Source organism: Streptomyces sp. NPDC058683 (genome assembly GCF_042716195.1).
Lineage (GTDB): Bacteria > Actinomycetota > Actinomycetes > Streptomycetales > Streptomycetaceae > Streptomyces.
Window position 1 is genome coordinate 1 of sequence record NZ_JBHXSK010000008.1, and the last position, 14,197, is coordinate 14,197.

Annotated in this window: 11 protein-coding genes; 1 reads left to right on the forward strand and 10 read right to left on the reverse strand. The window is 70.9% G+C overall.

What is annotated here, in order from left to right:
* Positions 1 to 121 precede the first annotated feature (121 nt).
* The 3 genes from ACFWXC_RS10400 to ACFWXC_RS10410 all read right to left on the reverse strand — a co-directional run bounded on the left by ACFWXC_RS10400 (position 122) and on the right by ACFWXC_RS10410 (position 2,865).
* A complete protein-coding gene (locus ACFWXC_RS10400; RefSeq protein WP_384476151.1) occupies positions 122 to 904 on the reverse strand; it encodes an SDR family oxidoreductase in 783 nt (260 codons plus the stop codon).
* 118 nt (positions 905 to 1,022) lie between these two features.
* A complete protein-coding gene (locus tag ACFWXC_RS10405; RefSeq protein WP_384476154.1) occupies positions 1,023 to 1,862 on the reverse strand; it encodes an SDR family NAD(P)-dependent oxidoreductase in 840 nt (279 codons plus the stop codon).
* Positions 1,863 to 1,989: 127 nt separating this feature from the next.
* Positions 1,990 to 2,865: a helix-turn-helix transcriptional regulator gene (locus ACFWXC_RS10410; protein WP_384476157.1), complete on the reverse strand. Its 876-nt coding sequence runs from the start codon at positions 2,863 to 2,865 to the stop codon at positions 1,990 to 1,992.
* 235 nt (positions 2,866 to 3,100) lie between these two features.
* On the opposite strand from ACFWXC_RS10410, the gene ACFWXC_RS10415 reads away from it, so the two are divergent.
* Positions 3,101 to 3,958: a helix-turn-helix transcriptional regulator gene (locus ACFWXC_RS10415; protein ID WP_384476160.1), complete on the forward strand. Its 858-nt coding sequence runs from the start codon at positions 3,101 to 3,103 to the stop codon at positions 3,956 to 3,958.
* Between the two features lie 213 nt (positions 3,959 to 4,171).
* Here the strand turns inward: ACFWXC_RS10415 and ACFWXC_RS10420 are convergent, their stop codons facing one another.
* The 7 genes from ACFWXC_RS10420 to ACFWXC_RS10450 form a co-directional block, all read right to left on the reverse strand.
* The gene (locus ACFWXC_RS10420) at positions 4,172 to 4,390 is read right to left on the reverse strand and encodes a hypothetical protein (protein WP_384476163.1); all 219 of its coding nucleotides are present in this window, start codon (positions 4,388 to 4,390) and stop codon (positions 4,172 to 4,174) included.
* A gap of 225 nt (positions 4,391 to 4,615) precedes the next feature.
* Positions 4,616 to 6,586, reverse strand: coding sequence for a potassium transporter Kup (locus ACFWXC_RS10425; RefSeq protein ID WP_384476166.1), 1,971 nt, complete (start codon positions 6,584 to 6,586; stop codon positions 4,616 to 4,618).
* Positions 6,587 to 6,755: 169 nt separating this feature from the next.
* On the reverse strand, positions 6,756 to 7,340 hold the full coding sequence (locus ACFWXC_RS10430; RefSeq protein ID WP_384476169.1) for an FHA domain-containing protein: 585 nt from the start codon (positions 7,338 to 7,340) through the stop codon (positions 6,756 to 6,758).
* A 107-nt stretch (positions 7,341 to 7,447) separates the two neighbouring features.
* Entirely contained in the window at positions 7,448 to 8,800 is a 1,353-nt protein-coding gene (locus ACFWXC_RS10435) for a VWA domain-containing protein (RefSeq protein WP_384476172.1), read from the reverse strand.
* Positions 8,801 to 8,823: 23 nt separating this feature from the next.
* Positions 8,824 to 9,807 carry a protein phosphatase 2C domain-containing protein gene (locus ACFWXC_RS10440; protein WP_384476175.1) on the reverse strand — a complete coding sequence of 328 codons (984 nt, stop codon included), beginning with the start codon at positions 9,805 to 9,807 and terminating at the stop codon, positions 8,824 to 8,826.
* A gap of 3 nt (positions 9,808 to 9,810) precedes the next feature.
* Positions 9,811 to 12,435 (reverse strand): tetratricopeptide repeat protein, encoded by a 2,625-nt coding sequence (locus tag ACFWXC_RS10445; protein WP_384476178.1) that lies wholly within the window; start codon positions 12,433 to 12,435, stop codon positions 9,811 to 9,813.
* 320 nt (positions 12,436 to 12,755) lie between these two features.
* Positions 12,756 to 14,105 (reverse strand): hypothetical protein, encoded by a 1,350-nt coding sequence (locus ACFWXC_RS10450; RefSeq protein ID WP_384476181.1) that lies wholly within the window; start codon positions 14,103 to 14,105, stop codon positions 12,756 to 12,758.
* Positions 14,106 to 14,197 lie beyond the last annotated feature (92 nt).

The window sequence follows — 14,197 nt, forward strand, 5'->3', positions numbered from 1 at the left end:
GGGCTTGCTCCCCCCCCCGAGGTCGGTTACCACCCCACGGCCCCCCCCCCCGACTCCCTCGGGCGGGGGGGGGGGGAACACCCCACCGGGCCTGCACCCCCCCGCCACGCCGGAACGAACGTCAGATGGCCTGGGCCGTGGGCAGGATGGTGATCTCGGTGAGGTTGACGTGGCGCGGGACGGCGGCCATGAAGGCGACGGTCTCGGCGATGTCGGCGCTCTGCAGGACGTCGATGTCGTGGATGAGGTCGGCCATCAGCCTGGAGGCGTCGGGGTCGGTGACGTGGTCCGGCAGCTCGGTGTCGACCATGCCGGGCTCGATGGTGGCCACCCGGACCATCTTGGGGCCGAGCTCGACGCGCAGCAGCCGGGTGAGGTGGCTGATGTACGCCTTGGTGCCGGAGTAGACGGAGAACTTCGTCAGGATCCGGGTGGCCGCGATCGACGAGGTGTTGACCAGGTCGGCGGGCCTGCCCGCGGCGGCGGATTCCGTCAGGTGCGGGACGAACGCGGCGATCACGTTCATCAGGCCGCCGATGTTGAGGTCGATCTGGCGCTGCCAGTCGTCGACCTTGAGCTCCTCGATGCCGGAGATGAGCTGGACACCGGCGTTGTTGAACACGAGGTCGGCCGTGCCGAAGCGCTCGGCGACCTGGTCGGCGGCGGCCTGGACGGCAGCGCGGTCGGTCACGTCGACGGCCAGGGCGAGCGCGGTGCCGCCGGCGGCCTCGATGTTCTTGACCACATCGTCCAGCCGCTCCTTGCGCCGGGCCAGTACGACCACGGTCGCGCCGAGTCCGGCGAGGCGCTCGGCGGTGACGGCCCCCATGCCGCTGGAGGCGCCGGAGACGACGGCGACACGGCCGGCGAGGGGGGTACCGGTGAGCAGGGCAGCAGACATCACAAAACCTCAATCTCTTTGATCACGGGGTTCGGAGAGCGACGGTTCGGCGTGTGGGGGGCGGGGGCGCCGGGCCGCCGCGGGTGCCCGAGCGGGTCGGGCACCCGGCAAAGCGTCGGCGTCAGGCGGCGTCGTCGTGCGCGGTGGCCGCGGACTTCTCGCGCCACGGGGCGAGGTCGTCCTGCACCTGCTGGTACTTGACGTCGAGCCGCTCAAGCGTGTCGCGTCCGAGGTAGAGATGCGTGGGCAGCTTCTCGGTGGCGGCCACCTCGACGATGAGGGCGGCGCCCTTGACGGGGTCGCCGAGCTGCGCGTGGTTGGCCCGGTCGATCCAGTCCAGCGTCACGTGCGCGGGGGTGTCGTCGTAGTCGCCGATGCGGTTCCCGGCGACCGACAGGGAGCTGGCGTCCAGGAAGTCGGTGCGGAAGACGCCCGGCTCGACGACCATCGACTGGATTCCGAACGGCGCCATTTCGGCGGAGAGCGCTTCGCTGATGCCGGCGACGGCGAACTTCGAGGCGCTGTACAGGCTGACGCCCGGCTCACCCTCGAAACCGGAGCGGGACCCGATGTGCACCAGCCGGCCCGAGCCCTGCTTGCGCATCACGGGCAGCACGGCGCGGGTGACGTTGACGAGACCGAAGACGTTGAGGTCGAACAGCGACCGGGCCTCCGCGTCGGAGATCTCCTCCAGCGCGCCGAGCAGGCCGCGGCCGGCGTTGTTCACCAGGACGTCGATACCGCCGAACCGCTCCACGGCGGCCTCGACCGCGCGCGGAATGCTGTCGTTGTCCGTGACGTCCAGGGCGACCGCGAAGACCTTTTCGGAACTCTTCAGATCGTCCGGTACACGCTCCGGATTTCGTACGGCGACCACGACATTGTTACCGTCGGCCAGAGCGGCACGAGCGATTTCCGCGCCGATTCCTCGGGAGGCACCGGTGACAAACCACGTAGCCATGAGAAAAACCTCTTTCGTCGATTTCCCCTCCGAGGGGGATTTCTTGTTGACGTATTCGAGTCTGTCCCTCCAGCACGGTGATATGAAGGCAGCGGTTTTCCTGGGAGTCCTGCACCCAGGATGAGGCTCAGGTGCCGTGCGCGGGGTCCGGCTGGTGCGGCACTTCGGGCGCGCCGAGGGAGCCCAGCAGGGCCAGCCCGTCGGCCGAGGGGGAGCCCGGCTCGGCCTGCAGGACGACGAGCTGCTGCCCCGGGGCGCTGCGGATGCCGAGGGCCTCGTGCCGCAGCTCCAGGTCTCCCACGACGGAGTGGTACACCTGCTTGATCTCGTACGGCGGGACCCGGGTGTACTCGCGTGCCCACAGGGCGCGGAACTCGCCGCTGCGCACCGACAGCTCGCCGACCAGCTCCAGGATGCGGGGGTCCTCCGGGGTGCTCGCGGCGGTCTGCTGAAGGTCGGCGACCGCCCGGTGCCTGGCCCGCTCCGGGCTGCGGTAGAAGGTCTTCGCGGCGGGGTCCAGGAAGAGCATGCGCAGGACGTTGTCGTGCTGCGCGAAGTCGCCGTAGAGGGCGTCGGCCAGTGCGTTGGTGGCCAGCAGGTCCTGGGCGTGGCCGATGATGAAGGCCGGTGTCCTGGTCCAGCTCCCGATCAGCTGTCGCAGGTGCGGCCGGACACGCTCGACCCGGACGGGTGCCTTCGTACGGCGGGCCGCCGGCTGGGCCAGCCGGAAGAGCTCCCGCTTGTCCTCGTCCCCGAGTTGCAGCACCCGGGCCATGGCCTCGAGGACCCGGGGCGACGGACTGACCTCACGGCCCTGTTCCAGCCGGCTGTAGTAGCCCAGGCTGACGCCCGCGAGCGTCGCGACCTCGTCGCGCCGCAGCCCGGGCACCCGTCGCCGGCCGGCGGCGGGCAGTCCCGCCGCCAGGGGGCTCAGGCGTTCTCTACGGGCCCGGAGAAACCGACCCAGCCCTTCCACCGAGTCGAGGTGCGTGTCCTTGTCCATGTCATCGAGGCTAGGCGGAAAGCGCCCGGAAAAGTTCCGCCGACGGTGGGTGCATTACACCCAGGATTACGCGCCGCACGGGGCGGCGCGGTGCCGGACTGCGGCCTGACATCTCGGCCGTCCTCCCCTCTTCGACACCCCGGCACGGAATCACCCTGTGCGACGGGCAAGCGACCTGATGTGATACTGCATGCCCGGCACTTCTCACCGGGCGAAATCCATCTAGTCTTGCCGCATGAGCAATGGGACGCCTTTGGGTGATTTTCTCCGAGCCCGCAGAGAAGCCCTGAAGCCACACGACGTCGGCCTGCCCGAACACGGGCGGCGCCGGGTGCCGGGACTGCGCAGAGAGGAAGTCGCGCTGCTCGCCGGAGTCAGCTCCGACTACTACATCAGGCTGGAACAGGGGCGTGAGAACAGCCCGTCCCCGCAGGTCCTCGATGCCGTGGCGCAGGCGCTGAAACTGGACGCGGAGTCCACCGACCATCTCAACCGCCTCTGCCTGGCCGCCTCGCAGCGCCCCCACGACCGGGGCGAGACGGACGTCAGCCCGCAGCTGTTGCAGCTGATGGAGGGATGGGAGCACACTCCGGCCTTCGTCGTCGGCCCGGCCCTCGACATCATGGCGGGCAACTCCCTGGCCACGGCGCTCCACAGCGGTTTCGACCAGTTCGACAACCTCGCCCGCATGGTGTTCGTCGACCCGGCGGGACGCGACTTCTACCAGGAATGGGAGCGGGCCGCGCACTCCTGCGTCGCCGAGATCAGGGCCGCCTACGGCCATGACCCCGAGTCCGCCCGCATCGCCGAGGTCGTGGCGGAACTGTCCGCCCGGAGCGCGGAGTTCGCCGCGCTCTGGCAACTGCACGACGTCAAGGGCAAGTCCCAGGAGGGCAAGCACCTCAAACACCCTCAGGTCGGCGACCTGCACATCAAGTTCGCGGCTTTCACGGTCAACGGGGCCCCGCACCAGCAGCTGGTGGTCTACCAGGCCGAACCGGCAAGCCCGACGGCGACCGCCTTCGAGACACTGCGCGCCATGGCCACCCGGCCGCAGCAGGCCCGGACCGGAGCGGTGGACGCCGGCAGGTGACCTCCGACGGCGGCCGGCCCTGGCACACCCGGGAACAACGCGGCCTTCGCGGCGCCCCCGACTGCCGACGACGGAACCTTCACGGGCGGTGACGTCGAGCCGGACCTACCGGACGTCGGCGCCCTCGTCCGTGAGGGCGGCGGGCGGTGCGCAGGTCGTTGCCCTTGTTGGCGCCGGTGACCAGGGCGACGGACGGGATACGAGCGGCCGGGGTCATCGGGTTCCTCCTACCCGGGTCGGGGGCGGCTGTTCGAGGTAGACGGCGTCGCGGGTCTCGACGAGTTCGGCGATGCGCCCGCGGTCGGTGGGGCCCGGCGCGGCGAGCAGGTCGGCCAGGCCCTCGAACATCGGCTCGGCGCCTCCGGGGGTGGTGACGAAGAGCATCCGGCCCTCGGTGTCGCCGACGTTTTCCGGCCTTGGTCTCTTCCTCATCTGCGGCCTGCTTCCCCCGCAGCAGGACGAGGGGCGGGACGAGAAGGGCTTCGGCGATGACAGTGCCGGCGTCGGCGTCACGGCGAAGCCGGTTTCGAGGGAATCCGCTTGTGACCCACGGTGTGTGCTGCCCCGATGCCGACTGTCGAACGTCCTCGGTCAGGGACGCGCACTCTGTCTCGTCGAACTCCGGCCACGGCTCTCGGTGTGGAGGTCGGCGCTCGCCTACACCTCGATGTGCGAGCCCATGATGACCGTCCGGTCGCGGGGCAGGCCGAAGTACTCGGCGGCGTCCGCGGTGATGTAGGACGTGGCGATGAACAGGCGCTTGCGCCAGGGCGCCATCGTCGGCGCCTTTCCACGGCGGAGCTCGATCGTGGACAGGAAGTACGACGCCTCGTCGAGTTGCAGCGGCCCCTCGGTCGAGGCCGGGTCCAGCGCCGCCAGGACGCCGGGCACGTCCGGTGTCTCCATGTAGCCGACGTGGGCAGTGACGTGGACGATCCCGTCGTCGGCGTAGCCGAGGCCGTCGACGGTGATCCGCCGGTCGGCCGGGACACGGGGAATGGGTTCGGTCGTGATGGCCAGGATCACGACGTGGTCGTGCCGTACATGGTTGTGTTCGAGGTTGGCCCGCATCGCCAGGGGCGCGGTCTCCTTGCCGCGGTTGAGGAAGACGGCCGTGCCGGGCACGCGGAGCGTCGTCGCCTCCTTGGCGCGGAGTTCCTCGATGAACTCCTCCAGCGGGCCCTCGCGTCGGGCCCGTTCGGCGGTGACGAGCTCGCGGCCGCGCTGCCAGGTGGTCATGACGGTGAACACGGTGAGGCCGATCAGGAGCGGCAGCCAGGCGCCGTGGACCAGCTTGGTCAGGTTGGCGGCGACGAACAGCAGATCCACCGTCAGCAGCAGCGCGGCGCCGGTACCGATCAGCCAGCGCGGTGTGCCCCACTTGGCGCGGGCGACGTAGAAGAACAGCAGGGTGGTGATGGTGATGGTGCCGGTGACCGCCATACCGAAGGCGAAGGCCAGCGCCGCGGAACTGCGGAACGCGAAGACGAGGGTGAGGACCGAGACCATCAGCAGCCAGTTGATCCAGGGGACGTAGACCTGGCCCACGGCGGACTCGGAGGTGTGCGCGATCCGCAGCCTCGGCAGGTAGCCCAGCTGTGCCGCCTGGGAGGTCACCGAGTACGCGCCGGTGATCACCGCCTGGGAGGCGATCACCGTGGCGGCCGTGGCCAGCAGGACCATCGGCCAGCGTCCCCAGCCCGGCACGAGCAGGAAGAACGGACTGCTGATGTTGCCCGGGTCGGCGAGGATCAGCGCGCCCTGGCCGAGGTAGCTGAGGACACACGCCGGGAAGACGAGGAACAGCCAGGCCCGCGTGATCGGGCGCCGCCCGAAGTGCCCCATGTCGGCGTAGAGCGCCTCGGCGCCGGTGACCGCGAGCACGACCGCGGCCAGGGCGAAGAAGGCGGTCCCGAAGTGGCCGTACAGGAAGCCCGCCGCATAGGTCGGCGACAGCGCGTTGAGGATCTCCGGGTGGTCGGCGATGCCGACGACGCCGCAGGCGCCGATGGCCAGGAACCAGGCGATCATGATCGGCCCGAACACCCGGCCCACCGCCGCGGTTCCTCTGCGCTGGACGAGGAACAGCACCACGATGATCACTGCGGTGATCGGCACGACCGCGTCGCCCAGTGACGGCTCGACGACCTTCAGGCCCTCGACCGCGGACAGGACGGAGATCGCCGGTGTGATCATGCTGTCGCCGAAGAACAGCGACGCGCCGAAGATGCCCAGGGCCGCCAGGATGCCGGCGGCCCGTGCGCCGCGCTGTCCGCTCCACCGGCGCAGCAGGGTGATCAGCGCCATGATGCCGCCCTCGCCGTCGTTGTCGGCGCGCATCGCGAGCAGGACATAGGTGACCGTGACGATGATCATCACCGACCAGAACACCAGGGACACCACCCCGTACACGTTCTCCGTGCTGACCGGGACGGGGTGCGGGTCGCCGGGGTTGAACACCGTCTGGAGGGTGTAGATCGGGCTGGTCCCGATGTCGCCGAACACCACACCGAGCGCCCCGACCATCAGCGAGAGGCGGACCGCGGCCCGCGGGTCCGGAGCATGCGGCCCTGACAGCCCCGCTGCTGGTCCTTCGTCCGAGCCGGTCGGGTGCCGATGGCTGGTCATGTCGATTCTCCTCGGCGCAGGCCGGCTGCCGGGCATGTCGTGCGGGACGATACAGGTCCGGCGCACACCTCCCGACAGCACACCCCGTGGCCGGCTCGCCCGGTGAGGCAGGGACAGCGCCCACCGCTCGGCCGGACCGAGCACGAGGCGCTGCGCGCACCGGGGCGGTTCAGCTCCGGTGGATGGTGATCGTTGTCCAGAGTCCGACGTGTACGCGGTCGCCGTCCGTCAGCGGCAGGGGCCTGTAGGGGACGATGGGGTCCTCGGTGCCGTTCACCGTCGTGCCGTTGGTCGAGCCCTTGTCGATGAGGGACCAGGTGGAGTCGGGCTGCTGGATGAGGATGGCGTGTTCGTGGGAGACGCCCGGGTCTTCGGGGTCACCGCCCAGGTCGATGAAGGGGGTGTGGCCCGTGGACCGGCGGCGGCCGATGGTGATCAGGACGTGAGTGAGGGGAATGCGGAGGTCCGGGGAGTGGGTGGGGAAGTAGCGTCCCTGATCCTCGGGCTCGCTGCGGGCCATCACCTTGGCGAAGTACTCGTGGTCGACGCGGACGGTGGCGGTCCAGGTCGGCGCGCCCTCGGGAACCGCCGCCTCGGGGAGAGGCGGTGAGGAGGGACACGGAGGGGCGGAGACGGCGCCGACCCGGGTGGTGAAGTCGTAGCGGCACTCCTCGCAGAATCGGGCGAGGTCGCCGCGGGGCGCGCCGCAGGCGGGGCACGCTGCGGAGGCGGAGGGGGCCGCTGCGGAGGTCATGCGGTGCCCGCATACCTCGCACCAGTCGTCTGTTCCGGACTGATGGCCGTTCGGGCAGGTCGACATGTTCGTTGTTTCTCTCTTCGCCCCTCTGTGCACGGGGTGCACTACTTCTTCTTCACACGTACGGTTTTCGTCGAGCGTGTTTCCAGTGTCATTTCGTCCACGCCGGCCACCTTGGCCTTGAGCCGCACCGTGCCGGTCGCGGCGTCGACGACATCCACCACCTTGGCCAGCAGCCTCGCGGTGTCGTCGTTGCCGGAGGTACTGGCGAGGTGGACGGCGCGGCCCAGCTTGGCGGTCGCGGAGTCGAAGTCGCCCTGTTTGCGGGCTTCCAGGCCCTCCTGGATGGCCTGGGCGAGTTCGGCCTGCCCGGTGTAGTGGGCGACCTGGGGGTTGATGTGGGTGGAGGCGGCCATGTCGTCGGTCCAGCAGGCACGTACGAGACCCTGCGCGACCGCCTGCGTCGTGCCGTCGGGCTGCGGGACCACCAGGGAGATCCGGGCGGCCAGCATTTCCTCGCCGACTTCCGAGTGGGGAACCCGGACACAGACGTGGTAGTCCCGGGACTCGTCGCCCCAGGAACCTGTCGGGTAGTCACCGGCGCGGGGGCCGGTCTCAGCACGGCGAAGGGTCAGGTCCCCGACCGTGGGGGCGACCTGCTTGACCCACTTGATCTCGGAGCCCTCCGGGGTCCAGACGCGCAGCGCCACATCGGCGACGCCCTTGCCCATCGCGTTCTCCATCATCTGCCGGAAGTCGTCGGCCAGGCCGGACGGGTCGGCGACGATGTCCACGGAGCCGAGCAGCGCCGAGGCGACATCGGTGAGCTCCTTCACCTCCCAGTCGGTACCGACGCCCCGGGTGTCACAGGTGAAGCGTCCGGCGCAGGCGGCGAGTACGGCCCGTAGCGCACCGGGCTCCTCGTGCTCGTTGCGGCCGTCGGTGAGCAGGATGCCGTGGCGTATCGGGACGTCGGCCGTGGCGAGCAGTTCGTCCGCGAGCCACAGCCAGCTGCCGATCGCGGTGCCGCCGTCCGCACCCAGGCTGTGCACGGCCTGCTTGGCCTGGTGACGGGTGGCGGAATCGGCCACGGCGAGCCGGCCGTCGGCGGGGTAGACCTCGCGGGCCGTATGAGTACCGGCGATCACGGCGAAGGCCACGCCGTCGCGGATGGTGTCGATCGCGGCGGCGGTCGCGTCGCGCGCGTTCTGCATCTTGGCCGGCGGGTTGTTCATCGAGCCGGAGCAGTCGACCATGACGACCACCGCCGCGGCCGGTGCGGTCCCGGGTGTCCAGGACGGGCTCGGGGTCCCCACCGGTCGGCCGCCGAGGGTACCGCCGCCGGTCGCGGTCACGGTGACGATCGCGTTGACCTCGCGGCCGCCCTCCGGAAGGTACTCGTTCTGGTAGATGTCGACCGCGAACTGCGGCACGGTCGGCTTGGAGAAGACAGCCATCGATTGCGCTCCTTAGGCCCGCTTCACGCGGATGACGCGGGTTCGTGTTCCGCTTGCGCGGGTTCGTGCTCCGCCCGTGCGGCAGACACCGGAAACGGCAGGACAGCGACCGTCACGTTGTCGCGGCCGCCCCTGTCGAGCGCCGCCTCCACCAGCACCTGCGCGCACCGCAGGGGGTGCGCGCGGGCGTCCGCCGGTACCGCCGACGCCAACTCCTCGGCGGATTCGGCGTAGTTCCACAGCCCGTCGGTGCACACCACCACGACCCCCGGTCCGTCCGGCTCGAAGGAAGTGGTGTGCGGATCGAGTTCGTCCGAGCCCGCGCCGAGCCAGGCGGTGATGGTATGGGCACTGCTGTCCGCATACACCTCTTCGGGCGGCAGACCCGTCGAGACCATCCAGGTCGCCCAGGAATCGTCCTCGGTGAGGCGCGATGCGGGGGTGCTGCGGTCCTCCGGGATCCAGTAGGCGCGGCTGTCGCCGATCCAGCCGACGGTGAGGACCTTGCCGGACGCGATGGCGCTGACGCAGGTGCAGGCCGGAGCGATCCGGTGCGGGGCCCGGGCCCCTGCGGAATCCTCGGCGGCGAGGTCGGTGACGACCTGGTCCGCGGTGAGCAGCGCGTCGCGCATCGCGTCCTCGAACGAGGCGCCGCGCTGCAGCGCTCCGAGCAGCGACCCGGTGGTGCTCTCGGTGGCGGCCGCGGCCGCTTCGTCCGGGCGGTACGCGGTCGACACCCCGTCGCACACCACGGCGAGCACGACGGGGGTGCCGTCGGGGAGCGTGGTCGCGGACACCGCGAAGGCGTCCTCGTTGCGGTGGTGCCGCAACCCCCGGTCACTGACCGCCGCCACTCCCTCCAGCGCCAGCTCCCGGTGGTCGCGCGGGCGCGGCCGGGCAGACGGCTTCTCGCCGGGGGACGTCAGTTCCGTGCCGCAGGCGCCACAGAACTTGTCCTCGGGCTCCGGCAGTTCGGCGCAGAAGGGGCAGGTGGTCGGTTGCGGCATCTGTCACACCCACGTCCAGGGGCGGAAGCGGTTGGCCCGTTCCACCAGTTCGGTCGTCGAGCTGTGCTGCTGGGCGAGCCGGGCCAGCACACGGTAGGAGCGCTCCATGCCGAAGCGCAGCTCGCGCTCGGTCAGGCCGTAGTCCAGCAGTCTGGTCCCGACGGCCTCCGGGCCTGCGCCGGGGCTGCCGGAGAGTATCCAGTCGAGTGCGCTGCCCAGTACTTCGGTGGAGAGCTGCTCACTCCGGTCGGCGCCGATACCGAGCTCCCGCAACTCCTCCACCTGGGCGGCTGCCGCACGAAGGTCCTCCAGCAGCGGTTCCCGTGGAGACCGCTCGCGCAGCCGGGCGCGGATCGCGGCGACCCGGGCCGCCGTGAAATGGATCGAGGAATCCGGCACCGACTCCAACGCCGCCACAGCCCCGGCCCGTTCGCCCGAGGCCAGCAGCGCGCGGGCGAGGCCGAACGCGGCGCTGACGTAGCGCTCGTCGGTGGTCCACACCAGCCGGTAGTACGCGGCGGCCCGGTCCAGCCGGCCCAGCATCTCGGCGCAGACGCCCAGCGCCAGCTTCGGCGCGGCCTCGCCCGGGAAGGCGTCGTACACGGCGTCGAAGGCCAGCGCGGCCGTCTCGTGGTCGCCGGTCGCCAGCGCGGTCAGCGCCCGGTGCCACACCACCCGCCAGTCGTCGAGATCGTCGTCGGCGAGCGCCGCCAGCACCCGCGACGCCGCCTCGACGTCGTCCAGCTCCAGCCGCGCCCTCAGGACCCGCAGCCGTCTCTCGACGGAGTCGACGGGCGCCGACCGCAGGGCCGTGACCAGTTCCGCCGGTGTCGCGGCCGCCAGGCCCGCCAGGAACCTGGCGTTGGGGTCGGCCGGGTCCACGAGCGGCACCGGCAGCGCGAGGGAGGCGGCCCTCGCGTCGAGCCGCGCCACGCCGAGCACTGCTCCTCCCCCGGCCTCACCGGCCGGGCCGGCAGCCCGCTCCGGCACCGTGTCGGGCGTACCGGGCGGGGACGGGGTGCGACCGATGACGGCGTTGCCCGGCGGGCCGACCGGCGCCGGGGCGTGAACAAACTCCCCTGCCCTGCTTGCCGGATGCCCCGGCAGGACGCCTGCGGCCCCGTTCACCGGCCGGCGCGGGGCACCGCGCCGCACAGCGAACACGTGTGCACCGAGGGCGGACGCGGCGCCGGCCAAAGGGGCGACCAGCTTGTCCTCGACGACCCGCAGTTCCTGCCCGAAGATGCCGGACAGGGCGGGGCGGGGCTTGCCTGTCTGCGAGGCCACGATCTCGCGGAGGACGCCGAGGAGTTGGTCTGACATTTCCGCGGCGGAGCCGAAACGGTTGCCGGGGTCGGGGTCGGTGGCCCGGACGAGGAGCCGGTGGAAGGACTCGTACCGTGAGAAGACGGGGACGTCGGCCGGGCCGGGGAGGCTGTCGACGAAGACGTTCGTGTAGCCCGGGAAGTCGAAGGTGAGGAGGGCGAGGGCGCGGGCCACCGTGTAGAGGTCGGAGGCGACGGACGGGCCGGACTCGGCGACTTCCGGGGCCTGGTAGCCGACGGTGCCGTAGATCGGGGAGTCCTGGTCGTCCATCTGCCGGACCGCGCCCATGTCGATGAGCTCCAGCCAGTCCTCCTGCTGGATGGCGTTGTCGAGCTTGAAGTCGCAGTACAGCAGCCCGCGGCTGTGGAGGTGGCCGAGGGCTTCCAGGACCTCGACGGCGTACGCGATGGCCTGCTCGACCGGCAGCGGCTCGCGCTTGCCGTCCGGACCGCGCCGCTCTTCGGCGATCTCCTTCAGGGACTTGCCGCCGACGTACTCCATGACGATGTAGCCGTCGAGGGAACCCGTGCGCTGGTCGAGATGCTCGACGAAGTTGTAGATGCGGACGATGTTGGGGTGCTTGATCTCGGCGAGGAACCGCCGCTCCGAGACGGCGGCGGCCAGCGCGTCCTCGTCGCCGGTGTCGAGCAGGCCCTTCAGGACCACCCAGCGGTCGCTGACCGCGCGGTCGACGGCGAGGTAGATCCAGCCGAGCCCGCCGTACGCCAGACAGCCCGCGACCTCGTACTGGCCGTGGACGACGTCGCCCGCCCGCAGCTTGGGGGTGAAGGAGTACGGGTGGCCACACTTGGCACAGAAGCCCTCCGGGCGAGCCGGACGGTCACCGCGACCGCGGCTGACCGGCGCACCGCATGCGCTTTTGCCGCAGTAGCGGTTCCGCTCCGGGACCTGGGGGTTCTTCAGGACGGTGGCGGCCGGATCGGGACGCGGGAGGGGAGGTACGGACACCAGACCGGCGCCGAGCCTGCCACGGGTCGGGCCGCTGCCTGCGGAACCGGAGCTGCGCACGGTCATCGACGGGCCGCCGACGGTGCCGGTGAGGGTGCGGGACAGCCGCCCGAGCGCGGAAGGGGGCGAGGCCGAGGTGTTCCCGGAGCCGCTGCGCCCCAGGCCCTCGTTCCCGGACGGCGCCCCCGCCCGCGTGGCGCCCCCGGCACCCCTGATACGCCCGGTGCCGGCTCGCTGCGGCACGGGCGCGCGCCCGCAGACGTCGCAGTACAGATCGCCGCCGCCGACGTCCTCGATGGTCCCGGCGCAGCCCGGGCGTCGGCACTTGCTCATGGTGTCCACCCTGTTCCCCATCGAATGTCCATGCGCGGGTTCACCGCCCCGCCCGGGAGCCGCGGGCTCCGGCGGCCCGGGACCGGTACCGGCCGTGCACACGCCGGCCGCACTCCGTCGTCGAGGAGACCTGGGCCGACCAGGGCTTCGCCGAGTCATTCGTGGACCCGTTCCCGGGCCGGTCCGCCATCGCTCTGCGGCGCACCCTGGAGGTATCACCCTGCGGCGCACCCTGGAGGTCATGAGCGAAGATCCCGGGCAGCAGGGCTCCGAAGTGGTCTGGCGGGGCCATCCCCCGCCACCCGGTCTCGGCCACGCTCTCAGCCCTTCCTGGGGAACTCGGCCAGGGGTCGCCGCAGGCCGACCACGGCGAGAGCGACGATGACGACCGCGGCGCCGGCCAGGCCGACCGGCGCGGAGAGCGCGCTGCCGGCACCTTCTGACGAAGCCCGTTCATACGCAGTGGTGTTGATCGTGATCAGTTTCTGCAGTGCCGTGTCGAACTCGCCGAAGGCCCAGTTGGACTCCCCCGGCTTGTAGCTGACGCAGTAGGCGATCGCCCCGGTCAGGTCCCCGGACGTGGCGATGGCGCGGATCTTGCGGTCGTCCCGTTCGTACACCTGGTAGCGGGCGACGACGACCTCGGCCTGTTCGCGTTCCCCGCGGAAGGTGATGTTGCGGAACTCGTCGCCGAAGAAGCCGGTGAAGCGCAGGTCCTCCTGGCCGACGCGGTAGGCGGCCATGGCCGCGGCGGCCTTCGCGTCGTAGGTGTGGATGGTGGCTCCGGGCAGCCGCATGAGCTGCTGTGTCTTGTCGAAGAAGTGCTGTTCGTGTTCGGCGGCGTTCGGCTGGTCCAGCAGGTAGCGGGACTCGTCGGCGTTGGCGTCGTACGCGACGGCGCGGGCCCGGGTGAGGGCGACGACGGAGTCGTAGGCGTCACGGCGGGCGACATGCAGGTGGTCCTGCTGGGCGGAGATCTGCACGCTCGCGGCGATCGAGACGCCGACAGCGATCAGAACGGCGGCCGCCAGGGCCGGATTCACGATGCGCCGGAACCGGAAGGTGAAGAAGAGGTGGAGAACGACGAGTACGGCGACCAGCAGCAGACCGGCGGCAAGGACACCGATCCGGGCCGAGGACAGCCTGTCCGTGGCGGTGGCGTAGGTCGTGTTGAAGGCGATGTTGTTGGCCGTGACCAACTGGTCGGCCTCGGGCAGCAGGCGGCTGCGCATCAGATCGGTGGTCGACCGGTAGGCGGCCAGCGTGTCGGCGTCGGTCTTCCCCGCGGCGTAGGCGTGCTGCTTGCTGAGGATCAGCGCGTGGGAGGCGCCCTCCTCGTAACTGCCGAAGTCGGCGATGGCCTGGGCGACGGACGCCTCGGCGACCGGGTCGCCCTGGGCCGCGACCGAGAGATCGCGAAGGTAGACGCCCGCTTGGCTGCGCCGCTGGTTGTAGATGTGGGCGGCGGTGCTCCGGTCGTCGGCGAGGTCCTTGTCGGTGCCGAACATCAGCTGGTTGGCCAGCTGGGCGTCCATGTCGTTGAGCGTGAAGTACAGGCCGGTGGCGCTGGTGATCTGGGGTGCGGAGTGGTTCCGGATGTCCGACCAGGCGGAGCGCGTGAACAGTCCGGTCAGGACGAGCGCGATGACGAGCAGCGCCGAAACGCTCAACGCGGCACCGCGCAGCAGTCTCAACCACTGGGGGACGGTCGCAGGAAGACGGCCGCGCCACGGTTGCGGGGGGCCGAGGCGCGGCCGTCGTG